General features: G+C 57.7%; 22 protein-coding genes. 9 read left to right on the top strand and 13 right to left on the bottom strand.

What is annotated here, in order from left to right:
* Positions 1-70: 70 nt before the first annotated feature.
* Together AVI_RS22220 and AVI_RS22215 are read left to right on the top strand one after the other, a co-directional pair.
* A complete protein-coding gene (locus AVI_RS22220; RefSeq protein WP_012654377.1) occupies positions 71-1,612 on the top strand; it encodes an ABC transporter permease in 1,542 nt (513 codons plus the stop codon).
* On the top strand, positions 1,609-2,655 hold the full coding sequence (locus AVI_RS22215) for an ABC transporter ATP-binding protein (protein WP_012654376.1): 1,047 nt from the start codon (positions 1,609-1,611) through the stop codon (positions 2,653-2,655). Before AVI_RS22220 ends, AVI_RS22215 begins: the two co-directional genes overlap by 4 nt.
* A 226-nt stretch (positions 2,656-2,881) precedes the next feature.
* Here the strand turns inward: AVI_RS22215 and AVI_RS22210 are convergent, their stop codons facing one another.
* On the bottom strand, positions 2,882-5,746 hold the full coding sequence (locus tag AVI_RS22210; RefSeq protein ID WP_012654375.1) for a DNA translocase FtsK: 2,865 nt from the start codon (positions 5,744-5,746) through the stop codon (positions 2,882-2,884).
* A 411-nt stretch (positions 5,747-6,157) separates the two neighbouring features.
* Here AVI_RS22210 and AVI_RS22205 point away from each other — a divergent pair, with 411 nt between their 5' ends.
* Positions 6,158-7,153 (top strand): MDR family oxidoreductase, encoded by a 996-nt coding sequence (locus AVI_RS22205; RefSeq protein WP_012654374.1) that lies wholly within the window; start codon positions 6,158-6,160, stop codon positions 7,151-7,153.
* 40 nt (positions 7,154-7,193) lie between these two features.
* Here the strand turns inward: AVI_RS22205 and AVI_RS22200 are convergent, their stop codons facing one another.
* From AVI_RS22200 to pcaD, 5 genes are read right to left on the bottom strand one after another with little or no spacing between them, the layout of a single operon-like run.
* A complete protein-coding gene (locus AVI_RS22200) occupies positions 7,194-8,252 on the bottom strand; it encodes a 3-carboxy-cis,cis-muconate cycloisomerase (protein WP_012654373.1) in 1,059 nt (352 codons plus the stop codon).
* An 8-nt stretch (positions 8,253-8,260) separates the two neighbouring features.
* Entirely contained in the window at positions 8,261-8,878 is a 618-nt protein-coding gene (pcaG, locus tag AVI_RS22195; RefSeq protein ID WP_012654372.1) for a protocatechuate 3,4-dioxygenase subunit alpha, read from the bottom strand.
* A gap of 1 nt (position 8,879) precedes the next feature.
* A complete protein-coding gene (pcaH, locus tag AVI_RS22190) occupies positions 8,880-9,620 on the bottom strand; it encodes a protocatechuate 3,4-dioxygenase subunit beta (protein WP_012654371.1) in 741 nt (246 codons plus the stop codon).
* A gap of 45 nt (positions 9,621-9,665) precedes the next feature.
* Positions 9,666-10,076 carry a 4-carboxymuconolactone decarboxylase gene (pcaC, locus tag AVI_RS22185; protein ID WP_012654370.1) on the bottom strand — a complete coding sequence of 137 codons (411 nt, stop codon included), beginning with the start codon at positions 10,074-10,076 and terminating at the stop codon, positions 9,666-9,668.
* 42 nt (positions 10,077-10,118) lie between these two features.
* On the bottom strand, positions 10,119-10,910 hold the full coding sequence (gene pcaD, locus AVI_RS22180; protein WP_012654369.1) for a 3-oxoadipate enol-lactonase: 792 nt from the start codon (positions 10,908-10,910) through the stop codon (positions 10,119-10,121).
* Between the two features lie 92 nt (positions 10,911-11,002).
* On the opposite strand from pcaD, the gene pcaQ reads away from it, so the two are divergent.
* Positions 11,003-11,923: a pca operon transcription factor PcaQ gene (pcaQ, locus tag AVI_RS22175; protein ID WP_041698668.1), complete on the top strand. Its 921-nt coding sequence runs from the start codon at positions 11,003-11,005 to the stop codon at positions 11,921-11,923.
* Positions 11,924-11,931: 8 nt separating this feature from the next.
* Here the strand turns inward: pcaQ and pobA are convergent, their stop codons facing one another.
* Positions 11,932-13,104 carry a 4-hydroxybenzoate 3-monooxygenase gene (gene pobA, locus AVI_RS22170; RefSeq protein ID WP_012654367.1) on the bottom strand — a complete coding sequence of 391 codons (1,173 nt, stop codon included), beginning with the start codon at positions 13,102-13,104 and terminating at the stop codon, positions 11,932-11,934.
* Positions 13,105-13,220: 116 nt separating this feature from the next.
* Here pobA and AVI_RS22165 point away from each other — a divergent pair, with 116 nt between their 5' ends.
* Complete coding sequence (locus AVI_RS22165; RefSeq protein ID WP_012654366.1) at positions 13,221-14,147, top strand: helix-turn-helix domain-containing protein; 927 nt, start codon at positions 13,221-13,223, stop codon at positions 14,145-14,147.
* On the opposite strand, the gene AVI_RS22160 is transcribed toward AVI_RS22165, so the two are convergent.
* Positions 14,122-14,877, bottom strand: coding sequence for an IclR family transcriptional regulator (locus AVI_RS22160; RefSeq protein ID WP_041698666.1), 756 nt, complete (start codon positions 14,875-14,877; stop codon positions 14,122-14,124). The genes AVI_RS22165 and AVI_RS22160 overlap by 26 nt on opposite strands.
* Positions 14,878-15,029: 152 nt before the next feature.
* On the opposite strand from AVI_RS22160, the gene AVI_RS22155 reads away from it, so the two are divergent.
* The 4 genes from AVI_RS22155 (at position 15,030) to AVI_RS22140 (ending at position 19,096) form a co-directional block, all read left to right on the top strand.
* Positions 15,030-15,737 (top strand): 3-oxoacid CoA-transferase subunit A, encoded by a 708-nt coding sequence (locus AVI_RS22155; protein WP_012654364.1) that lies wholly within the window; start codon positions 15,030-15,032, stop codon positions 15,735-15,737.
* A complete protein-coding gene (locus AVI_RS22150) occupies positions 15,734-16,423 on the top strand; it encodes a 3-oxoacid CoA-transferase subunit B (protein WP_012654363.1) in 690 nt (229 codons plus the stop codon). Before AVI_RS22155 ends, AVI_RS22150 begins: the two co-directional genes overlap by 4 nt.
* A gap of 9 nt (positions 16,424-16,432) precedes the next feature.
* On the top strand, positions 16,433-17,638 hold the full coding sequence (gene pcaF, locus AVI_RS22145; RefSeq protein WP_012654362.1) for a 3-oxoadipyl-CoA thiolase: 1,206 nt from the start codon (positions 16,433-16,435) through the stop codon (positions 17,636-17,638).
* A gap of 396 nt (positions 17,639-18,034) precedes the next feature.
* Positions 18,035-19,096 carry a DUF475 domain-containing protein gene (locus AVI_RS22140; RefSeq protein ID WP_012654361.1) on the top strand — a complete coding sequence of 354 codons (1,062 nt, stop codon included), beginning with the start codon at positions 18,035-18,037 and terminating at the stop codon, positions 19,094-19,096.
* A gap of 94 nt (positions 19,097-19,190) precedes the next feature.
* Here the strand turns inward: AVI_RS22140 and AVI_RS31190 are convergent, their stop codons facing one another.
* The 5 genes from AVI_RS31190 to AVI_RS22120 form a co-directional block, all read right to left on the bottom strand.
* Positions 19,191-19,358, bottom strand: coding sequence for a hypothetical protein (locus AVI_RS31190; RefSeq protein ID WP_012654360.1), 168 nt, complete (start codon positions 19,356-19,358; stop codon positions 19,191-19,193).
* Between the two features lie 291 nt (positions 19,359-19,649).
* The gene (locus AVI_RS22135) at positions 19,650-21,167 is read right to left on the bottom strand and encodes a tripartite tricarboxylate transporter permease (RefSeq protein WP_012654359.1); all 1,518 of its coding nucleotides are present in this window, start codon (positions 21,165-21,167) and stop codon (positions 19,650-19,652) included.
* 22 nt (positions 21,168-21,189) lie between these two features.
* A complete protein-coding gene (locus AVI_RS22130; protein WP_012654358.1) occupies positions 21,190-21,684 on the bottom strand; it encodes a tripartite tricarboxylate transporter TctB family protein in 495 nt (164 codons plus the stop codon).
* Positions 21,681-22,625 carry a Bug family tripartite tricarboxylate transporter substrate binding protein gene (locus AVI_RS22125; RefSeq protein WP_012654357.1) on the bottom strand — a complete coding sequence of 315 codons (945 nt, stop codon included), beginning with the start codon at positions 22,623-22,625 and terminating at the stop codon, positions 21,681-21,683. The genes AVI_RS22130 and AVI_RS22125 overlap by 4 nt, the downstream gene beginning before the upstream one ends.
* Positions 22,626-22,877: 252 nt before the next feature.
* Positions 22,878-23,960, bottom strand: a complete 1,083-nt coding sequence (locus AVI_RS22120) for an ABC transporter substrate-binding protein (protein WP_041699048.1) — start codon at positions 23,958-23,960, stop codon at positions 22,878-22,880.
* Between the last annotated feature and the right edge of the window lie 32 nt (positions 23,961-23,992).

Here is a 23,992-nt window from a genome sequence, read left to right as displayed (position 1 = left end):
GCCATAACAAGAAGATCGAATACCGTTGTTGCAGGACAATAGGCGAACAGCGCCCAAAGCGCAGACAGGGATGACGGCAGGGCGCCAGCACCGGCCTGCCGGGCATATCGGTCTTCTGGCGATTGCAGGAATCGTCGCCGCCTTCAGCCTTGTGCCACTTGGCTTTATCGCCTGGGTGACGGTCGATGTCGGCTGGGAGACGGTGAAGGCCCTGGTCTTTCGCGGTCGTGTCGGCGATCTGCTGATCAACACGGTCCTGCTGGAAGCGGCAACCATTCCCATTACCATCGTGCTTGCCGTAGCCCTCGCCTGGCTGATTGAGCGGACACGCCTGCCCTGGGCCGGGCTTTGGTCCTGGCTGATGGTGACGCCACTTGCTGTTCCAGCTTTTGTGCACAGCTATGCCTGGATCGGCATTTCCCCCGGTATGCATGGGCTGTGGAGCGCGGTGTTCATTTCGGTGCTCGCGTATTTCCCGTTTCTCTACTTACCCGTCGCCGCCTCTCTTCGCCGGCTCGATCCGGCCATAGAGGATGCAGCAGCCTCGCTCGGCCTTGGACCATGGCAGGTCTTCTTCCGCGTGGTCTTGCCGCAATTGCGTCTGGCCATTCTCGGGGGCGCATTGCTGGTGGCGCTGCACCTGTTGTCCGAATACGGCTTGTTCGTGATGATCCGGTTCGACACCTTTGCGACCGCCATCGTCGATCAGTTTCAATCGGCCTATAACAGCCCTGCCGCCAATATGCTGAGCGGCGTTCTGGTGTTCTGCTGCTTGCTGCTCTTGGGTCTTGACGGAGTTCTGCGCGGCAGCGAACGCTATGCACGCGTCGGCTCTGGCGCCATCCGGCCGTCTCCGCGCCACGAGTTGGGCGGCTTTGTCGTTCCAGCCTTGCTGCTGCTGCTCACCGTAACGGTTCTGGCGCTTGGCGTGCCTGTCTATACGCTGCTGCGGTGGCTCTATATTGGCGGTTTGCGTGTCTGGCAGAATGACATGGTCGGCGCAGCCTTCGTCGAAACCATCGTGCTGGCACTGACCGGCGGCATACTCTCGATGCTGGCCGCAGCGCCAATGGCTTGGCTGTCGGTGCGCGCACCGGGACGCCTGCAAAAGCTGCTGGAGGCCTGCCATTATTATGTCGGCTCTCTGCCCGGCGTCGTCGTGGCGCTGGCGCTGGTGACCATCACGGTGCGGGTAGCGCTGCCTTTCTACCAAACATTCGCCACGCTCATCGCTGCCTATATCCTGCTTTTCCTGCCGCGTGCCATGGTGGGTTTGCGCTCCAGCATTTCGCAGGCTCCGGTGGAACTGGAAAGGGCCGCCATGAGCCTTGGTAAAAGTCCGACCCGAGCGGTCTGGCTGACAACAATGCGGTTGGCAGCACCGGGCGCCGCCGCAAGTATCGCGCTGGTTGCCATGGGCATCACCAATGAACTGACCGCAACGCTGATGCTGGCGCCCAACGGGGTCGACACACTTGCCACCAAATTCTGGTCACTGACCAGCGAAATCGACTATGTGGCAGCGGCTCCCTTCGCCTTGATGATGGTGGTCCTCTCCCTGCCCCTTACCCTGCTTTTGCAGTCGCAATCCAAACGCACGGCTGGCCAATGACCTTTCTCGATATTCAATCCGTCAGCAAACAGTATGGTCATGTGCAGGCGTTGAACGATGTCTCGCTGGCTATTCCCGCAGGCAGTCGCACCGCCATCGTCGGCCCTTCTGGCTCAGGGAAAACCACACTTTTGCGGTTGATCGCTGGCTTCGAAATGCCGGACGCGGGCCGGATCAGCCTTGGCGGCGCCCTTCAAGCCGAGCCGGGCTTCATGCAGCCAGCCCATAAACGCGGCATCGGCATCGTCTCTCAGGACGGCGCGCTTTTTCCCCACCTGAGTGTTGCCGACAATATCGGCTTCGGCTTTGAACGCGGGTTGAAGAATCGCGTTGAGCGGATCAGCAATCTGGCCGAAATGGTCGAACTCGATCCCACCATGCTAACCCGGCGTCCTCATCAACTCTCAGGCGGCCAACAGCAACGGGTGGCGTTGGCGCGCGCCCTTGGCCGTCAACCGCGACTGATGTTGCTGGATGAGCCGTTTTCAGCACTCGACACCGGCTTGAGAGAAACCATGCGCAAGGCAGTGTCAAAACTGCTGGCCGCCGCCGGGATCACCACCATTCTTGTCACCCACGACCAGACAGAGGCACTATCCTTCGCGGATCAGCTTGCTGTATTGCGTGATGGCAAGTTGGTGCAGGCTGGCGCGCCCAGAGAGCTTTACGAGCGACCGATTGACCGCCAAACAGCCCTTTTCCTTGGCGAAGCCATCGTTCTCCCAGCAGTCTTATCAGCTGGGAAAGCCACTTGCGTGCTTGGAACGATCCCGGTGGAGTGTGCCAACACTGGCAACGGCGATATCATGTTACGACCGGAGCAGATCTGCATCAAACCGGCAATGACAGATGCAAGCAGACCAGTGCGGGTGCTGGATGTCGAGTTTTCAGGCGCAAGTGGAACGGTGACCTTGCAACTGCAGGGTAACGATGTGGCAATGTCGCCCCTTTCCGTGAGGATGTCACGCCTTGATCTGCCAAGGCCAGGAGATCTGTCTTATTTGACCGTCATCGGCAGCGCCCACGTCCTGCCGCGCGAATAATCCGGTCCGAATAGCCGTTAAAATGCAAAACGCCATGCCCCTAGCAGAGGCACGGCGTTGGTATCTATTATGCGCCTAGACTCTGTCAGGTTCAGATTGAACCAGACAGAGTCTTGTTTCTTTTGTTTTCGTTTGGCTTTTCCGGAAACCCGGGTTCCACTTTTCCCTGACAAACTCTAATCATCTCCATCATCAGGAGTGACGCAGTCGTCATCGGTCTCTCGCGTCAATCGACGTCATCAAAACCAATGCCACTACCAACTGGTTCAGATGAAGAACCGGCGATAATTTCCCGCTTGCCGACATGGTTTGCCGGACCGACCAGACCTTCTCGCTCCATGCGTTCCACCAGTGAAGCGGCGCGGTTATAGCCAATCGACAGGCGACGCTGGATGTAGGATGTCGAGCATTTCTGGTCCCGCAGCACCACCTTGACGGCCTTTTCGTAGACCTCGTCGCTCTCTTCGCTACCACCGCCAACCGGGGCACGATCATAGGTCTCTTCAACGGCCGGTGCACTGGCCATGGGTTCGCCGCCGTCTTCCTCAGTCACCGTGCCGAGATATTCAGGACGGCCCTGTGTCTTCAGATGCGCCACGACTTGCTCGACTTCGGCATCCGAGACGAACGGACCGTGGACGCGGCAGACCCGGCCACCGCCAACCATGTGCAGCATATCGCCCTGGCCCAGCAAATGTTCCGCACCCTGCTCGCCCAAAATGGTGCGACTATCGATCTTGGATGTCACCTGGAAGGAAATCCGGGTCGGGAAATTCGCCTTGATCGTGCCGGTGATGACATCAACCGACGGCCGCTGGGTCGCCATGATCAAGTGAATGCCCGCTGCACGCGCCATCTGCGCCAGACGCTGGATCGCGCCTTCAATTTCTTTGCCCGCCACCATCATCAGGTCGGCCATTTCGTCGACGATGATGACGATATAAGGCATATGCGACATGTCGAGATCCTGATCCTCATAGAGGATCTCGCCCGAATGGCGATCAAAACCGACCTGAACGCTGACGGTAATGACCTCGTTCTTTTCGCGAGCCTGGGCGGCGCGAGCGTTATAACCATCAATATTGCGCACGCCGAGCCGCGACATCTTGCGGTAACGGTCTTCCATCTCGCGAACCGCCCATTTCAGCGCCATGACGGCCTTTTTCGGATCGGTCACGACAGGGGTCAGCAGATGCGGAATGCCATCATAAACAGACAGTTCCAGCATTTTCGGGTCAACCATGATCAACCGGCATTCCTCCGGCTTCAGCCGGTAGAGCAGCGACAGGATCATCGTGTTGATCGCAACGGACTTGCCTGAACCCGTCGTGCCTGCCACCAGAAGATGTGGCATCTTGGCGAGTTCAGCGATAACAGGTTCGCCGCCAATCGATTTGCCGAGGCAAAGCGCCAGCTTGAACCGGCTTTCCCAATAATCCTCGCATTCGATCAGTTCGCGCAGATAAACGGTTTCGCGCACGGCATTGGGCAATTCGATGCCGATGACATTGCGACCGGGTACAACAGCAACACGGGCCGAAAGCGCCGACATTGAGCGAGCGATATCATCAGCAAGGCCGATAATCCGCGATGATTTGATGCCCGGGGCCGGTTCGAATTCATACAGCGTTACGACAGGGCCGGGGCGCACGTCGATGACCTCGCCGCGAATGCCGAAATCCTCCAGCACGCTTTCCAGCAAACCGGCGCTCTGCTCCAGGGCTTCCGGCAACATGGCTTCGGCGCGAGCAGCCGGCGGTTCCTGCAACAGGCTGATCGACGGGAAAACGAAATCACCATCGAACGGATGATGACGGTTCATTTCCAGGCCGCCAATGGCACGATTGGCCCGAATGGTTTCCGAAATGGGACGAGCAATTGCCACCGGTGCCAAAACGATCGGTTGAGCTTCAACAAACGACAAGGCTTGAACAACCTCAGCGGGCTCGACCGGCTCTTCCCAAGGGACGAGATCGACAGGAGCCGCTTCCGTTACATCAACGACAATTTCAGGCTCTGCGGCGAGTTCGACTGTCTGCTCCATGACTGGCTCAGCCGGAACGGGCTGCTCGGCATTCTCATCGACAACGATGGCAGGAGCAGGCACCGAAATCGCCTGTTCCGCACCATGGCGCACCCGGATTTCCCTATAAAGCGCTGCCACCGAGCCACTAACCGGCTGCGATACAGATTCCTTTGCGGGAATGGGCGCCCATACCGGCGCCAAAGCAACCTGGGGAGCCTCCACCTCGACGGGAAGATCAAAGGGAACGGCGAGCATTTCAAAAAACGCAAAATCGGACACCGACAACTGCGCTGTAGCGACCGCAGTCGCCGCCTGCCCTAGATCGGCTGGAATTTCGGCAGCAGCAGCCACCAACAGGCTCTCATTGCGCAGGTTCAATTCGATATTCTCTGCCATGCGCATGGCTGCCGCCGCCTGACGCAAACGCAGCGCCTCAGGCAATTGCGGCAGTTCCGCACCGATAGATTCGGCTTTCTGCGCGTTCGGCAAGGGCCGCACCAGTGTCTCCGGCGAAAATTGTGGAGCGATAACGATCTGTGGCACTTGAACCACCTCAGCTTGAGCAGCCTCATGTTCCTGAACAGGTTCAGCCACTGACACATCGGCAACGGGCCGCGGCGGGCGCGCATTCACCGGCCTTGGCGGCGGCGCACGGCGCGGGACGATCAACGGACTGCCCGTCTTCGGCAATCCGAAAAAGCCCGTATTCTGCGCTGCGGACTCAGGAGGGATAGAGGCAGGCATCGCCGTGGTCGACGCCAGATCGGGGGAAACGGAGACCATAGGCGTAGACACGCGAGCCTGATCGACAGCCTTCTGCAAGGCTGCAACGACTGCCGCCTGTTCGGCTGCCGCTTCAGCTTCCCGGCGCTTGTTGATGGCGGCTTCCGGCGTACGGGTAAACCGCACATTCGGCCCCAAGACGAAGGCCGACTGCCAAGGCTCAAGCGGTCCATTCGGACCGGACTGACGGCCCTGATCGGATGAAGACACCGCGCCAGACTGCGGATCGTCATGACCGGACTGATCGGAAGAACGGGGACTATTCTGTGTTGGAACGCGCATGATGCCTAACAGTTCATTTGGAATGGCTCTTGTCCCCTATAGAAGTAAAAAATAAAGGTTAATCACTCCTTTCCAAGCCGCATCATAACTGGGCGAAACCTTGCGAAACCCCGCGTATAACCCATTGTTTTTCAATGCGTGACTGGAAGAGCACAGATCAAAGCCCGCCCTCAGCGCCTTGAAAACAGGGGATAATCGCAGTCAGATCTTTTTTCGCCTCGGATAGGCCTGCGGACGCATTTTATTCGTCCGGCGAGAGGCACAGCGATGGGCCACACCCCATTCTTCATCCTTCTCGAAGGAATGCCGCTGGTTTGCCCATTCATGTCCCAACCAGCTTAGACGAATCGACAGTAGCCACGCCGGACTGGACATGGCAGATTCCACGGCACTGATAGTGAGGAGACAATCATGACCGAACCATTCACCGCAATCGTCATCGATACCGTTGACGGCAAGCCAAAAGGCGTCTTTCGGCAACTGACACTGGCCGATCTGGCCGATCACGATGTGCTGGTGGAAGTTTCCTATTCGACCTTGAACTACAAGGACGGATTGGCCTTTACAGGCACCGGTCGGATTGCCCGGCGCACCCCCATCATCGCCGGTGCCGATCTTGCCGGAACCGTGGTGGAGTCGCGCTCGCCGGGTTGGAAACCAGGTGACCGCGTGATCGTCAACGGGTTTGGCATGACCGAGACCGAAGGCGGCGGCTATAGCCGCTACCAGCGGGTCAAGCCGGAATGGTTGCTGCGTTTGCCCGAAGGGTTTTCCTTGCAGGAAGCAATGGCCATCGGCACAGCTGGCTATACCGCGGCCCTCGCCGTGCTGGCTCTGGAGGATTGGAGCGCAATCCAGCCGGGGAGTGGCGAGGTTCTGGTAACAGGGGCTGGCGGCGGCCTTGGCTCCATGGCCGTCAGCCTTTTGGCTTCGCAGGGCTATCAGGTGACGGCATCCACTGGCAGGCCTGAGACCCATGATTACCTGAAAGCGCTTGGGGCCAGCCAGTTCGTGGATCGTGCCGAGTTGGCGCAAAAGGCCGGCGCCTTGCAAAAAGAGCGTTGGACCGGTGCCATCGATAGCGTTGGTTCAACCACACTTGCCAATGTCATCGCCCAAACCGTTTACAATGGCGCTGTCGCAGCCTGCGGCCTGGCGGGCGGCGCCGACCTGCCTGCTACAGTCATGCCGTTCATTCTGCGTGGCGTGGCCCTGCTGGGTATCGATTCCGTCATGACGCCGATGGAAAAACGCATCCGCGCCTGGGAGTTTCTCGATAAAACCCTCAACCGCGACCACCTCGCAGCCATGACAACCATCGAACCAATGTCCAATTTACCCGCGCTGGCTGAGGCGATCCTTGCTGGAAAAACCCGTGGCCGGGTGGTGATTGATGTGACGAGATAATCGCCCTTGCAATCGACGGACATCGTTTTTCCGCTTGATATCAGGCCAATTTGCCAAGCCGGGCAATGGCAACGATCAATTGCAGACCGGTTTTTGTGGCGGCCCCTGTCGCCACAACCATCTGCGGCAGCAGCAACCATTCCAAGGCCCAGGCAGCGCCGGACCGCTCCTGTTCATGCACAAGGCTTTGATGCAGGCCAGCGATCTGGACGGCATTGAAACGGGCAAGCGTCACCAGCGTTTCAGCCCCGACCGGATTTTGCTTATGCGGCATGGCCGAGGAGCCGCCGCCGCCGGTCAATTGAATTTCTCCACCCATTTCCGCCAGAAGCGCCACGTCCTGGCCGAATTTACCAAGGCTGCCTGAGATCATTGACAGGAGATCGGCAAAGGCAACGATCCGGTCGCGCTGGCTATGCCATTGGGGCGCATCCTCAAGGCCAAGCAGTTCAGCCAGTCGGGCGCGCACCGCAGGGCCTTTATCGCCGAGCTTTTCCAATGTTCCGGCAGCACCGCCAAATTGCAAGGCAAAACCATCGGCGAGCAAAACTCGCAGACGGGCTTGGTGTCGTTGCAAAGGTCCAGCCCAAGCGGCGATCCGGTCTGAAACGGTAATCGGGATGGCCGCTTGCATGCGGGTATGGCCCATCAGCGCATTTTGTCCAAATGCCGCATCGAGCTGTTCAAACCCGACAATCAATGCCGCCAACCGCTCATCAAGGTGTTCCGCCGCCATCTTCAGGCGCAGCACGAGGCTGGTATCGATGACATCCTGACTGGTGGCACCGAAATGCAGCTTTGCAGCGCTTGTCCCGCCGACAGCTTTGCGCATCTGGCCGACCAATTCGGGAATGACCACGCCATCGCGTGCCGTGGCCGTTTTCAAGGCATCGAGATCCGCTGTGAAGCGGGCGAGGCCCGCCTGGATCGCCGTGGCATCCCCCACTTCGATCACCCCGGCCTCACCTTGAGCCGTGGCCAGCGCCGCCTCAAAGGACAACATGGCCGCAATATCTGCCTGCTCGGCAAACAAGGCAGAAAAGGCCTCATCGCCAAACAGGCCGGAGAGGAAGGGGTGTTCGAAAGGAGAAATGCTCATGTTACCAATCAAATATCGAAGAACACAGTTTCGTTTTCACCTTGCAGGTGAATGTCGAACACGTAGTCATTGCCCTGCTTTTTGGCAATCAGTGTCGGAACCCGTACCTTGTGCTCAATACGCGCCAGAAGCGGATCTTCAGCATTAGCTGCCTCTTCCTCCGGGAAATACATGCGTGTCTGCAAGCCGATATTAATCCCGCGTGCCACGACCCAGAAGGTCACATGCGGCGCCATCCATCGGCCTCCGGCAAAGGGAACCTTGCCCGGCTTGATGGTATGAAACACGAATTCCCCGGTTGCCATATCACCTGGACAACGAGCCCAACCGAGGAAATTCGGATCGGCCTTGCCGCCGGTTTCCGACGGACTGTTATAAAGCCCATCGCTATCGGCCTGCCAGATTTCGATCAGCGCGTCTTTCAGCGCATTCCCGCCGCCGTCATAAACGAAACCGCGAATGGTGATGCGTTCACCACGGGTTTTGTCGTTATAAAGCGGACCAGACCCGAGATCTTCTTTGAAGACCCCTTCAATGCCGGAGAAATTCGGTGTGCAACCGATATGCACGTACGGACCCGCCGTCTGCGAAGGCGATTCCTTCAGATAACCGAGTGGCTGCACCATATCAGTTGCCCTCCTTGCGATTCTCAAACAGTGTGGAGCGGCGTCCGCGCAAGACGATATCGAATTTATAGGCGCGCATGTCCATCGGGATGGCCGCATTCATATCCAGCGGAGCCACCAGACGCTTGATCGCCTCTTCATCCGGAATGGTTTTGACGATCGGACACAGCCAGATCATCGGATCACCTTCGAAATACATCTGAGTGATCAACCGCTGGGCAAACCCATGGCCGAAAATGGAAAAATGAATATGCGCCGGACGCCAATCATTGACGCCGTTCGGCCAGGGATACGCACCGGGTTTGATGGTCTTGAACCAGTAATAACCGTTCTCGTCGGTGATGGTACGCCCTACCCCGCCGAAATTCGGATCGAGCGCCGCCAGATAGGTTTCCTTCTTGTGGCGATAACGCCCACCGGCATTGGCCTGCCAGAATTCAACCAAAGCGCCGTTTACACCGACCCCACGCTCGTCCAGCACCCGGCCATGCACCAGAATGCGCTGACCAATCGCCATTTCGCCCGGTTTTGCATAGTTTAGGATCAGATCGTTATCGGTCTCGTTCAACAGGCCGTGCCCGAAGACCGGGCCGGTAATTTCGCTCTTGGTACCCTCAAGCGAAATCAACGCCCGCTGCGGCGAACGCAGCACGCTGGTCTTGTACCAAGGGGCATAGGCCGGCGGATGCATATCCCGGTCACGGGCAAAAAATGGCCCGGTTTCCGGCAGGGAATTCTTCATATCTTTCCTCCTCAAGTTTCTCCGTTGCTGCCTTCCTGATGCCGGTTAGGCTGAGGCTGCATCGGCATCCATCTGCGCGTAAACGCCCTTGGCAATCTTGAACGCATGGTTAGCGGCCGGAACGCCCGCATAGATCGCCACATGCATCAGCGCTTCGCGTATATCCTCGCGGGTTGCCCCGGTATTGACCGTGGCGCGAATATGCATGGCCACTTCCTCGTCCTGACCAAGTGCGGCCAGCAGCGCAATCGTCACCATAGAGCGCTCGCGTTTCGTCCACTGCTCACCAGACCACACCGTTCCCCAGGCGCTTTCGGTAATCAGCGTCTGGAAGGGTTGATCGAAGGCGGTTGCCGCCGCTGTTGCCCTATCCACATGGGCGTCGCCAAGCACGGATCGCCTGGTTTTCATACCGCGCCGATGTGCCTCTGATGCTGTGTCTGTTTTATCCGTCATGTCCGCTCTGTCTCCGCGACGATGTCGTTTGTTGTTTTTTGGTTAGGCCAACTCATCCAAAAACGGCAGCAAGGTCGCCACATAGGCGTCCGGTTGCTCAACGCAGGGAATATGGCCCGCGTCAGCCACGACAGAAAACCGGCTACCGGCAATCAAGGCCGCAAGCGATTGCACCAGAGCCGGCGGCGTAGACCCATCTTGGTCGCCAACGACACAAAGCGTGGGAACGGCGATGGCCGATGCCTGCTCCGTGAAATCGGCATCGCGCAGCGCAGCGCAAGTGCCGCAATAACCTTCTGCTGACTGGCGCAGCAACATGGTGCAGCACCCCGAATAGACCGAATTATCCGTCGTGCGGAACGGCGCCGTGAACCATCTCTCCATGATCGGTTCAAGCAAGGCTCCGATGCCGTTGTTTTGAATGGTCGCGATGCGGGTGTTCCACATTTCGGCAGAGCCGATCTTATGGGCGGTGTTGCTGAGAATAAGCGCCCGCACCAGATCGGGCCGGCTGGCATAAAGGCCCTGGGCAATCAGACCGCCGACAGAAAGCCCAACGACAATCACCTGTTTCAACGAAAGATGGTCCAACAGTGTGGCCATGTCATCGACATGTGTCGCCATTGAGTAGGGAGGATTTCCGAGATCCGACAGGCCATGACCGCGCTTGTCATGCAGCACAAAGGCGAACCGATCCTTGAGGCGTTCGATTACCTCGTCCCAGATCCGGAAATCGGTGCCGAGTGAATTGGCAAACGCAATCACCGGCTTGTCACTCTCCAGGCCAATCGCGTGGTAATGAATAACTGCGTCCGTCGTCTTGAGAAATTTCATCACTTATCCTCCGAAAGCGATCTTGCAGCAGCCAATCGGTTAAGTAAAATGACATTATCGCCACCAATGATAACCTGTGGGTTATGAGAGTTATGATCGATCAGCGCATCAAATTTCGTCATCTTCAGACCTTTGTCGAGGTTGCGCGGCAAAAAAGCGTGGTGAAATCCGCCAATCTGCTGCATGTCAGCCAACCCGCTGTGACCAAAACGGTTCGTGAGCTGGAAGAAATCTTAGGCGTCAGCCTGTTTGAGCGCGAGGGGCGCGGCATCCGCATCACTCGCTATGGTGAGGTCTTTCTGCGTCATGCGGGCGCAACGCTGGCTGCTCTGCGTCATGCGGTTGATTCGGTTTCGCAGGAGGCCGCCAAAGCCGGGCCGCCGGTGCGGGTCGGCGCGCTACCAACTGTTGCCACCCGCATCATGCCCCAAGCCATGACGGCGTTCTTGGCGGAGAACACCGGAAGCCCGATCAAGATCGTCACCGGCGACAACTCGGTTCTGCTCGAACAATTGCGCATTGGAGAACTGGATCTCGTGGTCGGAAGGCTGGCGGCACCGGAGAAAATGGCGGGATTTTCCTTCGAGCATCTCTATTCAGAACCCGTGGTTTTCGTCGTCCGGGCGGGCCATCCGTTGTTGACGGGAGAAACGGCGCCGTTTGAGCGGATGCGTGATTTTCCGGTACTGATGCCGACCCGCAACTCGATCATCCGTCCCTTGGTTGACTATTTCCTGATCGCCAACGGCGTTGCCACCCTGCCCAACCAGATCGAAACGGTCTCCGATTCCTTCGGTCGCGCCTTTCTGAAAATCAGCGATGCCGTCTGGGTCATTTCCGAGGGTGTCGTGGCGGGCGACATAGCAGAAGGGACGATTTGCGCCCTTCCGATAGACTGCTCCCCGACGCGCGGCCCGGTCGGATTGACCGTCCGCGCCGATGCCATGGCAACGCTGCCGCAATCACTGCTTATGCAAGCAATCCGTGATGCGGCAGCAGCCATTATGCCTTGATCGCCTGATCAGTAAGGCAAGCCGACATAGTTTTCAGCCAATGACGTAGACGCCGCACGAGAATGAACGAGATAATCCAGCTCGGCTTCCTGAATGCGCTGCCCGAAATCGCCGGTATCAGGAAAACGGTGCATCATGGTGGTCATCCACCATGAGAACCGCACAGCCTTCCACACGCGAGCCAGCGCCCGTACCGAATAATCATCAATCCCGGCACTCGACTTATCGCCATAGAATTCAATCAGGCCTTCGCTGAGATAATGGATGTCACTGGCAGCGAGATTAAGCCCTTTGGCACCGGTTGGTGGCACGATATGCGCGGCGTCCCCAGCCAGGAACAACCGACCGAACCGCATGGGTTCGGTGACGAAAGAGCGTAGCGGCGCAATCGATTTCTCGAAGGATGGCCCGGTCACCATGGCTTCGGCATGTTCTGCCGGAAGGCGACGGCGCAACTCATCCCAGAACCGGTCATCGCTCCAGTCTTCAACCTTATCGTCCAGCGGGCACTGCACATAGTAGCGGCTACGGGTGTTAGACCGCATGGAACACAGCGCAAAGCCACGCGGATGGTTGGCGTAGATCAGTTCATGGGCCACAGGTGGCACCTCGGCCATCACACCCAGCCAGCCAAAAGGATAGATCCGCTCGAATTCCTTGATTGCGCCCTGGGGCACGGATTTGCGGCTAACGCCGTGGAACCCGTCACAGCCAGCGATGAAATCGCAGTCGATCCGGTGGCTTACGCCATCTTTTTCATAGGTGACATAGGGGCTTTCGCCCGAGAAATCATGCGGTTCAACGTTTGCGGCATCGTAGATGGTCAAAGCACCGGCAGCGTCGCGCTGGTCCATCAAATCGCGGGTCACTTCGGTTTGGCCATAGACCATAACCCGGTCGCCGCCGGTCAGATTGAAAAGATCGATGCGGTGATCACGCCCATCGAATGCCAGCGAAAAACCGTCATGCGGCAGACCTTCGCGATGGAGGCGATCGGCAGCACCGGCCTTTTCCAGCATGCCCACCATGCCCTGTTCGAGCACGCCGGCGCGGACCCGACCAAGAATATAGTCGCGGCCAACACGGTCGATGATGACGGTCTCTATGCCTTTGAGATGCAACAATTGTCCCAGCAACAAGCCAGAGGGGCCTGAGCCAATAATGACGACTTGAGTACGCATGAATTCCTCCCGAATTTGCTCGTGGTCAAGAAATTGATCGTTTCGGGTCGTCAGCTCAATGGACTTTTCAATCCAAAACTTGCACTATTTGACCATCAACGAAGGATGCTGCGACCATGGCTGCCATACCGACTTACAAGCTATATGGCGAAAAAACCGAGGTTTCCGGTGAGTTTTTGCTGCATTGCGAAACACTTTTTTCCCGCAGCAGCCTCTATCGCTTCGAGATCGACCTCCACCGCCATGAGAACTTTCTGCAAATTCTGTACATTTCAGAGGGTCAGGGAGATGCAACACTGGACGGCAAGGTGATAGCCATCACCCCACCAGCCGCCATCGTCGTTCCACCGCTGTTTAGCCATGGATTCCGGTTTTCGCGTAGCATTAAGGGCATGATCATCACCGTTTTGCCAGCCGCCCTGCCGCTTGCCGTTCGAACCAGCCTGAAACAGGCTTTGCCCCTGCCTCTCCATATGCCTTTGGAAGGCGAGCCGTGCGCAATCGAAATCAGCCTGTTGATGGAGCGGATCGCCGACGAATATGCTGGCGCAAAGCCGGGCCGCAACGGATTGCTTGAGGCCTATCTTGCGACCGTCGTGCTTCTGCTGGCAAGGCAGGCCGCGCCGGACGCATCCCAAGACCTGATGACACTGACGGCCAATGACCGGCGGATGGAAAAGCTTGCCGCACTGATTGCTGCCAATTTTCGCAGCCACAAGACTGCTGCTTTCTATGCACGGGAAATGGGCCTTTCGCCGACCCATCTGAACAGGCTTGCCAAAGCGGGAACCGGCGCAACTCTGCAACAATTGATCGCTCGCAAGCAGTTGGAAATCGCCCAGCAGGAGTTGATCTTCAGCCAAACCAGTATTCAGGCTATCGCGCTCAACCACGGCTTTACCGATCCCGCCTATTTCACCCGTTTTTTCACCCGGGAAACCGGCCTCACACCACGGGCCTGGCGCCTCGCGGAACGACAAAAACTCCAAAACCTGAGCGACCGCGCGCAGGCAGAGATCAGCGCAGCAACGGCTTCAGAATAGCTTGTGTCGCCAGCAGCGCTGGAAGGTAACGCTCAGCCATTTCCGACGCGGGGATAAGAGCGGCTGGCGCGCCGATATTGATCGCCGCTGCCATCTGGCCGCGACTGTCATAAACCGGTACGGCAATAGAGCACAGGCCGATTTCCAGCTCCTGATCGATGATTGCATAGCCTTGGCGCCGCACATGGGCGATTTCGGCCATAAGGTCTTCCGGATCGGTTCGGGTGAAAGCCGTATTGGCCTTCAACACCGACGCCTCCAGAACGGCCATGACCTCGGCATCGCTCACTCCGGCCAGCAAAACCCGCCCCATGGAGGCGGAATAGGCTGGCAAGCGGCTTCCCGGCATGAGGTTGATGGACATAATGCGCCGTTGTGACGCTCGGGCGATGTAGACGATCTCCGTCCCATCCAGAACGCTCGCCGACGCGCTTTGACCGACTTTCTCACTGAGCTGATCGAGATGCGGCTGTAGAATGGCAGGCAATGGGGTGGCGGAGAGCCAGGCGTGACCGAGCCGCAGGATCTTTGGCGTCAGGGAGAAGAATTTCCCATCGTAATCAGCATAGCCCAGCTGGGAAAGCGTCAGCAGACATCTGCGGGCTGTTGCCCGGTCCAGGCCCGACAGCTTTGCTGCCTCTGCGATGGACAGGCGCGGTGCGGCCTCCTCGAAAGCCTCGATGATCTTCAGGCCTTTGGCAAACCCGCCCATGATATCCGTTTCGCGCATCATGCCCTCCTCGTTGACATGCAGTTTGTGCGTTATTCGAACAAATGTCAATTATCGCACAAATCTGTTGCGAGGTCATCGGTCCGGTCCTATCTTCCATGTCGGAGGCGCGCCCGACTTTCCTCTGGCGCAATCGCAAACGGGAGAATCCCATGGATAAGACTATCGCCAGCACGGCAGACGCCGTTGCCGGTATACATGATGGTGCCGTCGTCATGATCGGCGGCTTTGGCGGCTCCGGCGCGCCTATTGAACTCATTCACGCCCTGATCGACAAGGGGCCGAAGAACCTGACGGTCATCAACAACAATGCCGGTAATGGCCGGATTGGCATCGCCGCAATGATTGATGCGGGCATGGTCAAGAAGATGATCTGCTCCTTTCCGCGCTCTTCCGATCCACGCGCCTTCACTGACCGCTATCTGGCCGGCGAAATCGAGCTGGAGCTGGTGCCACAAGGCACGCTCGCGGAGCGCATTCGCGCTGGCGGGGCTGGAATTCCGGCTTTCTATACGCCAACCGGTTACGGCACCGAACTTGCCGAAGGTAAGGTGATTGCCGAGTTCGATGGCCGCCATTACGTACAGGAACGCTGGCTGAAGGCTGATTTCGCCATTGTCAAAGCCCATCTCGGCGATTTGCATGGCAACCTGACCTACAGCAAGGCTGGCCGCAATTTCAATCCGTTGATGTGCATGGCCGCGACCAAAACCATAGTACAGGTTTCGAAGATTGTTGCCCCTGGCGAGATCGATCCCGAAATTATCGTTACGCCCGGCATTTTCATTGATGGCGTCGTTGAAGTCGCCAATCCGCAACAGGAAGAAGCGCTGATCCGCGCCGGAGTGGCCTACGCATGACAATAGACACCCGCGAAGACATCAAGCTCTCCAACGCCCAGATCGCCTGGCGCGCCGCTCAGGATATTGCCGATGGCGCCTATGTCAATCTCGGCATCGGCTTCCCCGAAATGGTGGCGCAATACCAGCCGCCGGGCCGTCAGGCGATTTTCCACACGGAAAACGGCATCCTGAATTTCGGCGAAGCCCCGCCGGAAGGCGAGGAAGACTGGGACCTGATCAACGCAGGCAAAAAGGCGGTTACGCTGAAACCGGGCGCTGCGTTTTTCCACCATGCCGACAGCTTTGCCATGGTGCGCGGCGGCCATCTGGATGTCGCCATTCTCGGTGCCTATCAGGTCGCGCAAAATGGTGATCTCGCCAATTGGCGTGTTGGCTCCAAAGGCGTGCCTGCCGTGGGCGGTGCCATGGATCTGGTGCATGGCGCAAAACAGGTTTTCGTCATCACCGAACATGTCAGCAAGAAGGGTGAGTTCAAGCTTTTGGACAAATGCACCTTCCCGTTGACCGGCGTCGGCTGCATTACCCGTGTCTATACCAGCCATGCCGTGATCGATATCGCCAAGGGTCACTTCGTGGTGCGTGAAATGCTCGCCGCCATGACGCTGGACGAATTGCAGGCAATGACTGGCGCAAAGCTACACGTGGATGGGCCGATTGTCGATCTCACTGTACCCGCGCTTTGAGGAACCCCAATGACCGAAGCATTTATCTGCGATTATATCCGCACCCCCATCGGCCGGTTTGGCGGAGCACTTTCCTCCGTTCGCGCCGATGACCTTGGCGCGGTACCACTCAAGGCTCTCCTTGCTAAACACGCCAATCTGGACTGGGAAGCCGTCGATGACGTGATCTTCGGCTGCGCCAACCAGGCCGGTGAAGATAACCGCAATGTGGCGCGCATGTCGTTGCTGCTGGCAGGCCTACCGGTTTCAGTGACCGGCACGACCATCAACCGGCTTTGTGGCTCAGGCATGGATGCCGTGATCGCAGCAGCCCGCGCTGTTAAATCCGGCGAGTCGGAACTGATGATTGCCGGTGGCGTCGAAAGCATGAGCCGGGCGCCTTTCGTCATGCCAAAGGCAGAGACCGCCTTTTCCCGCAATGCCGAAATCTACGACACCACCATCGGCTGGCGCTTCGTCAATCCGCTGATGAAAAAGCAATATGGCGTCGATTCCATGCCGGAAACCGGCGAAAATGTTGCTGAAGATTACAAGATCTCCCGCCAAGACCAGGATGCGTTTGCCGTCAGAAGCCAGAACAAGGCATCGGAAGCGCAGGCCAATGGTCGTTTGGGGCAAGAAATCACCCCGGTCACCATTCCCCAGCGCAAGGGCGATCCGGTCATCGTGGACAAGGATGAGCACCCCCGTGCCACGACAATTGAAACGCTGGCAAAGCTTGGCACGCCTTTCAAGAAGGAAGGCGGCTCAGTCACCGCTGGTAATGCCTCCGGTGTCAATGATGGGGCAGCCGCGCTGATCATTGCCTCTGAAGCTGCCGCCCGCAAATATGGCCTGACCCCGATTGCCCGCATTATGGGCGGAGCGACTGCCGGTGTGCCGCCCCGGGTGATGGGCATTGGCCCTGCCCCCGCCAGCCAGAAGCTGCTGGACCGACTCGGCCTCACTCAACAACAGTTGGATGTAATCGAGTTGAACGAGGCCTTTGCCTCTCAAGGGTTGGCAACCCTGCGCCAGCTTGGCATTGCCGATGACGATCCACGTGTCAACCGCAACGGCGGCGCTATCGCCCTTGGCCATCCGCTCGGCATGTCCGGCGCGCGGATTACCGGCACGGCGGCACTGGAATTGTCTCTGACGGGCGGACGCTACTCGCTGTCCACCATGTGCATTGGCGTCGGCCAGGGCATCGCAGTGGCGCTGGAGCGGGCGTAATCCGGTATCCAACCGGCAAGACGACAGATGAAGGTGGAGGATGATTTCTCCACCTTTTTCGTCTTTAGCGTCGTTTGATCAGATCTTACGAATGCCTATCTGCGCGATGGTTGTTTGCATTTACACAACAGCACTTGACCTTGCTCGCATGGCTGGTAGTTAACATATGCTGCCGCATTGCCAGACATCGGTCTCTGCGGAGTGAACTTATGGTGCCGGGCCCCTCTGGCGAGAGTTTACGGCGCTCTCGTGATGTCGGTACCGCCAGCAATCATGGCCGGCGGATTATAACGCAATGACAATTTCATCCACGTGTTTTTCGCGTGATCCATCCGGCATGGCCGGTGGTCGTTCACGCGCCACCCCGCGTTTCCATCGTGTTTTGGAGGTGCGGACATGAGCACGGCAACCTCGTCCAATTCCGTTCTCAGCTATTTCAAATGGGCCTTTATTGTCACCATCGCCGGTCTTGCTCTCGGTGCCTGGCTCGGCTGGAACATGACAGGCACGCTTGGCGGCATGGCCAGCGTCTTTTTCATCTGTGCGGTTCTCGCTGTTCTGGAAATCTCGCTTTCGTTTGACAATGCTATTGTCAATGCGAACAAGCTGAAGGAAATGACCCCGGTTTGGCAGCAACGCTTTCTGACCTGGGGTATCCTGATCGCCGTGTTTGGTATGCGGATCATTTTCCCCTTGGCAATCGTCGCCATCGCGGCCCAGATTGGTCCGATCGAAGCGCTGAAACTGGCAGCCGCTGAACCGGCGGAATACGCCAGAATCATGAATGAAGCACATCTGCCGATTGCTGCTTTCGGCGGCACATTCCTGATGATGGTTGGCCTTAACTATTTTTTCGATCAGGAAAAAGACGTCCATTGGATCGCCTTTATCGAAAAGCATATGGCAAGATATGCGAGCATCAAGGGTATCGAAGTGGCCTTCGTCCTGGTGCTGATCCTGCTGTTTTCGTCCTTTCTGGAGGGAGCGGAAGCGATTACCTTCCTTTACAGCGCCATCTATGGCCTGTTGACCTTCCTGGCGGTCGAATTGGTCGGTGGCCTGCTCGATGCGTCGCAGCAGACGATGAGCGCGGCGGCCAAAGGTGGTCTTGGCGCTTTCATCTATCTGGAAGTGCTCGACGCCAGCTTCTCCTTCGACGGTGTGATTGGTGCGTTTGCGCTCACCCAAAACCTGTTCGTGATTGCCATCGGCCTTGGTGTCGGCGCCATGTATGTGCGCTCGATGACCATCATGTTGGTTGAAAAAGGCACACTCGCGGAATATCGCTATCTGGAACACGGCGCTTTTTACGCAATCCTGATCCTCTCGGTGATCATGTATTGCCAGACGCTGGTGCATATTCCCGAAGTAATCACCGGCCTCGGCGGTGCAGCGCTGATCGGCATCTCGCTCTGGTCATCGATCCGTTACAACAAACGCGAACACCAGAAGGGCTGAAAAGCTTCACTGCATAAGACAAAAGCTTTTCCTACAACAAAAAGCCCGCCAGTTGGTTCAACTGGCGGGCTTTTACAAGCGGATATGAAAAAAATCAGTCAGCGCGTTTGATATTGCTGAAGCTTAGGGGATCGATACCCAGAAGACGCAGGTCGCGGTCACGCGGCTGGCGATGCCCATCAACAGCCGCGGCAGCGGCGGTTGCTGCGCCGAACACGGCGATGGCACGACCGATAAAGCCTTTACGGGGGAGGGAAGCCATTTTCGTTCTCTTTCCTTGTTAAATCTTACAGAGGAAAAATGGGCCTTCCATTAGCTTGTTTCAATGCACACAAACGCACTGTAGCCATGCAGCCTGAACAGATCGAACAGATCTACCCCTCCGATTTTATGGGTATAGCCAATAACATCGCTTCTTTCGCGCATTGAAATGCCTGAACTCGCCCATTTTGAGAGAGATTTGCAGAGAATTTGCTCGAATGAAACAGAACAGCCCCCTGCGCCATAATGGCGCAGGGGGCTGTTGGCTGTTCATTTTCGCCCGGACTGAAACTCAATCTTCGTTGGCAGCAAGCTGCGAAAGAACCTGCCCACGCCCTCTGATTCTCATGATCAGCGGAATGAAGAAGGCCGCGGCAGCCACGAGGAAAAGACCAACAGCAATCGGCGACATAAACAGCACCGTAAAGTCGCCCTGCCCTATTGCCAGCGCCCGACGCAATTGCTGTTCTGCCAGTGGTCCAAGAATGAGGCCGATAACGACAGGCGCGATAGGATAACCGAAGATGCGCATGACATAGCCAAGAATTCCGAACGCCAGCAACATGCCAAGCTCAAACACCGACGGATTGGCACCAATCGTGCCGAGTGTGGCAAACAGCAGGATGCCAGCGTAAAGCCAGGGCTTCGGGATGGTCAGCAGCTTGACCCAGAGACCAATCAACGGCAGGTTCAAAACCAGCAGCATGAAATTGGCGATCAACAGGCTGGCAATCAGGCCCCAGACCAATTGCGGATTGGTGGCAAACAGCAAAGGACCAGGTTGAAGGCCGAACTGCTGGAAACCCGCCAGCATGATGGCAGCGGTTGCCGTGGTCGGCAAGCCAAGCGTCAGCAGAGGCACCAATGTTCCGGCAGCCGAAGCATTGTTGGCCGCTTCAGGACCAGCCACACCCTCGATGGCACCATTGCCAAATTCCTCAGGATATTTCGTCAGCTTTTTTTCGGTAGCGTAGGACAGGAAGGTGCCGATCTCGGCGCCGCCAGCCGGCATAGCCCCAATCGGAAACCCGATAGCAGTACCACGCAACCAAGGCTTCCAGGATCGCGCCCAATCCTGCGCACTCATCCAGACCGATCCTCTGACCGCCTCGACCTTATCGGGGCCAAGATTACCCTGGGCGACAATGTACAAGGTCTCGCCAATGGCAAACATGGCAACCGCCAGCGTTGTAACTTCGACACCATCAAGCAGGTCTGGCACGCCGAAACTCATTCGGGTCTGGCCCGTCAGTTGGTCGATGCCGACAATCGCCAGCGTGAAGCCAATGAAAAGCGAGGTCAATCCGCGCAATGCCGAGTCACCGAATGCAGAGGACACGGTCACGAAAGCCAGAACCATCAGCGCGAAATATTCGCGTGGGCCAAACACCAGTGCAAGCTTGACGATGGTCGTGGCGACAAGCGCCAAGGCAATCGTTGCCAGAAGCCCGGCCACGAACGATCCGATGGCAGCCGTTGCCAGAGCGGGGCCACCGCGCCCGGCCCGAGCCATCTTGTTGCCCTCCAATGCCGTGACAATCGAAGCGCTTTCTCCCGGCGTGTTGAGTAGGATCGACGTGGTTGAGCCGCCATACATGCCGCCGTAATAAATACCGGCAAACATGATCAGCGAGCCAGCAGGATCCAGCTGATAGGTCACGGGCAGCAGCAGCGCCACGGTCAGGGCGGGTCCGATACCCGGCAACACGCCAACGGCGGTTCCAAGCGTCACCCCGATCAAGGCATAGAACAGGTTCATGGGTTGCATTGCAACGACAAGACCCTGCATCAGGAATTCAAATGTACTCATGAAGGTAAGTCCCTGTCGGGTATCAGAAAAACAGATTTTCCAGCGGCCCGGCGGGCAGCGACAATTGCAACAGGCCAGCAAAGACCAGCCAGACCGCAAGGCTGAGCGCTATACCTATTGGTATCGAGAACCACAATTTGCGTTTGCCGAAGGCCCTGGCAGTGGCAGCAAAAAGAAGACCGGTCGCAATGGAGAAGCCCGCAACATCGAGCAGAAGCATCTGCGCGGCCAAACCACCCACGACCCAGATCACCGGGGCGATTTCCTGCTTTTCGCGTTCAGGAAACTCACCGCGCCATGCCTCAAACACGGTCCAGATCGCCAGTCCGATCAAACAGATCGCGATTGCATAGGGAACGGTCGCGGGGCCGACGGGCGAGTAGCCTGCCACAGCGCCAAGCCGGGCAGAGTCCCATAGAATGACACCGGCGATGGCAACGAGAAACACTGCGATTGCAAGCGCCGCCCAGTCAGGGCGGCGCTTCTCATTGGTCAAGGGGTTAGGGCCGGTGCTCATTTCACCAGACCGATATCTTTGAGGATTGTCGAGGTCGCGGCGATGTCCTTGTCGAGCTGCGCGTTGAAAGCATCGCCCGCCAGATAGGTATCCTGCCAGCCCTTGGTCTTCAGCAGGTCTTTCCAGCCTTCGGACTTGGCCAGTTTATCAATATCGGCAGAAACAGCAGCTTTCTGTTCGGCCGACAGCCCAGGAGCGGCAGCCACCATGCGCCAATTTTCAACCACGACATCAAGACCGGATTCTTTCAACGTCGGCGCATCGATGCCAGCGATCCGCTCGGCGCTCGAAATAGCAATCAGCCGCAGCGTTCCCGATTTGACCTGGGATTCGAATTCCCCGTAGCCGGAAATACCCGCCGTCACCTGCGCACCGAGAATAGCGGCCAATGCCTCACCACCACCGGAATAAGCGATATAGTTGATCTTGGTCGGATCGACCCCAGCGGCCTTGGCGATCAGGCCAACTGCGATATGATCGACACCGCCGGCAGAACCACCTGCCCAGGAAACCTTGGCCGGATCTGCCTTCAGCGCAGCAACCAAGTCCGCAGCATTCTTGATCGGCGAGGAAGCAGGAACCACGACCGCCTCATATTCGCCGGTCAGGCGGGCAATCGGCGTTACGTCCTTCAGCGTCACCGGCGCATTGTTGGTCAGGATTGCGCCCACCATGACATAGCCGCCGATGATCAGGGCATTGGATTTGCCCTTTTGCTGGCTTGCGAATTGCGCAAGACCGATGGTGCCGCCAGCACCTGGCACATTCTGAACCTGAACCCGCTTCGAAATGCCTTCCTTTTGCAGGACGGTCTGGAGCGAGCGGGCCGTCTGATCCCAGCCGCCGCCGGGATTGGCAGGTGCGATAATGGTGTAATCGGCCGCTGCGACCGGCAGCGCCATGGCCCCGGCCAGGATGGTTGCGAGAATGAACTGCTTCAAAATAATGTCCTCCTTCGAGTGCGCCTCTATGCGCAATGTTCGTCGATGCCGAAGGAAGAGTGTGTCACGGGACCCTCCTGCAAGCCGCGGCAAGACACCGTGCTCGTCCATCCCTTGAGTATCCTCCCTCAAGCCGCAATCATCCGCCTCCACGGATAATCGAGACCTGGAACGCACCATACAAAGCTGTCATCGAGCTGACATTGCACTGCGTTTTATCAAGCGGCGGCGCACGCCCCACAATTCAATGGGTTATTGCAATCGCAAAACCTCGTTCCAGCGGGCGATGAGACGCATACGCTTGACCTGATCGAGATAGACCATCAATCCGGGACTGACGGGCACGGGCCGCAGCTGTGCGCCCAGCAGGGATTGCATGGTATTGGCAGTGTTTTCGCCGCCGACATCGGGACTAACCGCCGCGATATGCAGCTCACGCGCCATGATGCCCTGCCCTTCCTTCGACATGAAGAATTCCAGATAGCGCCGACCAAGTTCCGGCGATGCAGCCGCCTGTGGCACAAGTCCGATACGTGACATCACCACGGTATAATCCTTGGGCAGCACGATGCCGACATCGGGATGGCGCGACGCCCAGTCGGCAGCGTAGGAGCCCAGAATATTATAGCCAAGCACGAATCGCCCATCGGCGACGCGCTCCAGAATGGCCGAGCTGTTGGAGTAGAGCTTGACGCCCGCCGTGCCCATGCTGCGGATCACCGACCAGATATCGCCAAATTGTTCCTGGTCGCGGGCCATGAACAGAAAGCCGACCCCTGAACGCTCGATATCGTAGGTTCCAATCCGGCCATAGACGGCATTTCCCTGGCTTTTCAGGTAATCCACGAACTCCGCCCGCGTCGAGGGCGGCTTCTGATTGGCGAAACTCGGCTTGTGGTAGACGAAAACCGCAGGTTCGAATGTGAGAGCATAGGCGGTGTTGCGCCAATTTGCCCAGGCGGGCCAGCTTGCGCTCATCGGCAGGTCACTGCGCTGGGCATAGCCGTCATTGCTGAGCTTGACTTGCAGATCCATCGCCGATGAAAATGCAAAATCCGCTGTTGTCTTGCCCGCATCGGTTTCCTGAACGATCCGGTCGTAGATTTCGCTGGTCAGCATGTCCTCGTAGCGCACCGCGATATCGGGATTTTTCGCCTGGAAGCCCGCAATGATCTGCTTTGCCATCGGCTCATCAAGCGAAGAATAGACAAGCAGCTCGGGAGCTTTCGCATTACCCGACAAGGCAGGAAATAATACGGGGCTGGCAACCGCTGTCCCGGCCACGTATGGCAAGGCTAGGCCCAGCAGGATTGAAATACACAAGATAAAACGCATAGACGGATCATGCCGCAGCCCAGCGTTGTTCA

The organism is Allorhizobium ampelinum S4 (assembly GCF_000016285.1).
In the GTDB taxonomy this organism is placed as follows: Bacteria; Pseudomonadota; Alphaproteobacteria; order Rhizobiales; family Rhizobiaceae; genus Allorhizobium; species Allorhizobium ampelinum.
This window is presented reverse-complemented; position numbering and strand designations above follow the sequence as displayed.

Coding starts and splice junctions, on each gene's coding strand:
- pcaC (WP_012654370.1), bottom strand. CDS start 10,076: ATGACGGATAAAACAGACACAGCATCAGAGGCACATCGGCGCGGTATG.
- AVI_RS22220 (WP_012654377.1), top strand. CDS start 71: ATGACGGCAGGGCGCCAGCACCGGCCTGCCGGGCATATCGGTCTTCTG.
- AVI_RS22150 (WP_012654363.1), top strand. CDS start 15,734: ATGACAATAGACACCCGCGAAGACATCAAGCTCTCCAACGCCCAGATC.
- AVI_RS22200 (WP_012654373.1), bottom strand. CDS start 8,252: ATGAGCATTTCTCCTTTCGAACACCCCTTCCTCTCCGGCCTGTTTGGC.
- pobA (WP_012654367.1), bottom strand. CDS start 13,104: ATGCGTACTCAAGTCGTCATTATTGGCTCAGGCCCCTCTGGCTTGTTG.
- AVI_RS22165 (WP_012654366.1), top strand. CDS start 13,221: ATGGCTGCCATACCGACTTACAAGCTATATGGCGAAAAAACCGAGGTT.
- pcaD (WP_012654369.1), bottom strand. CDS start 10,910: ATGAAATTTCTCAAGACGACGGACGCAGTTATTCATTACCACGCGATT.
- pcaG (WP_012654372.1), bottom strand. CDS start 8,878: ATGGTGCAGCCACTCGGTTATCTGAAGGAATCGCCTTCGCAGACGGCG.
- AVI_RS22210 (WP_012654375.1), bottom strand. CDS start 5,746: ATGCGCGTTCCAACACAGAATAGTCCCCGTTCTTCCGATCAGTCCGGT.
- pcaF (WP_012654362.1), top strand. CDS start 16,433: ATGACCGAAGCATTTATCTGCGATTATATCCGCACCCCCATCGGCCGG.
- pcaH (WP_012654371.1), bottom strand. CDS start 9,620: ATGAAGAATTCCCTGCCGGAAACCGGGCCATTTTTTGCCCGTGACCGG.
- AVI_RS22130 (WP_012654358.1), bottom strand. CDS start 21,684: ATGAGCACCGGCCCTAACCCCTTGACCAATGAGAAGCGCCGCCCTGAC.
- AVI_RS31190 (WP_012654360.1), bottom strand. CDS start 19,358: ATGGCTTCCCTCCCCCGTAAAGGCTTTATCGGTCGTGCCATCGCCGTG.
- AVI_RS22160 (WP_041698666.1), bottom strand. CDS start 14,877: ATGCGCGAAACGGATATCATGGGCGGGTTTGCCAAAGGCCTGAAGATC.
- AVI_RS22155 (WP_012654364.1), top strand. CDS start 15,030: ATGGATAAGACTATCGCCAGCACGGCAGACGCCGTTGCCGGTATACAT.
- AVI_RS22135 (WP_012654359.1), bottom strand. CDS start 21,167: ATGAGTACATTTGAATTCCTGATGCAGGGTCTTGTCGTTGCAATGCAA.
- AVI_RS22140 (WP_012654361.1), top strand. CDS start 18,035: ATGAGCACGGCAACCTCGTCCAATTCCGTTCTCAGCTATTTCAAATGG.
- pcaQ (WP_041698668.1), top strand. CDS start 11,003: ATGATCGATCAGCGCATCAAATTTCGTCATCTTCAGACCTTTGTCGAG.
- AVI_RS22120 (WP_041699048.1), bottom strand. CDS start 23,960: ATGCGTTTTATCTTGTGTATTTCAATCCTGCTGGGCCTAGCCTTGCCA.
- AVI_RS22215 (WP_012654376.1), top strand. CDS start 1,609: ATGACCTTTCTCGATATTCAATCCGTCAGCAAACAGTATGGTCATGTG.
- AVI_RS22205 (WP_012654374.1), top strand. CDS start 6,158: ATGACCGAACCATTCACCGCAATCGTCATCGATACCGTTGACGGCAAG.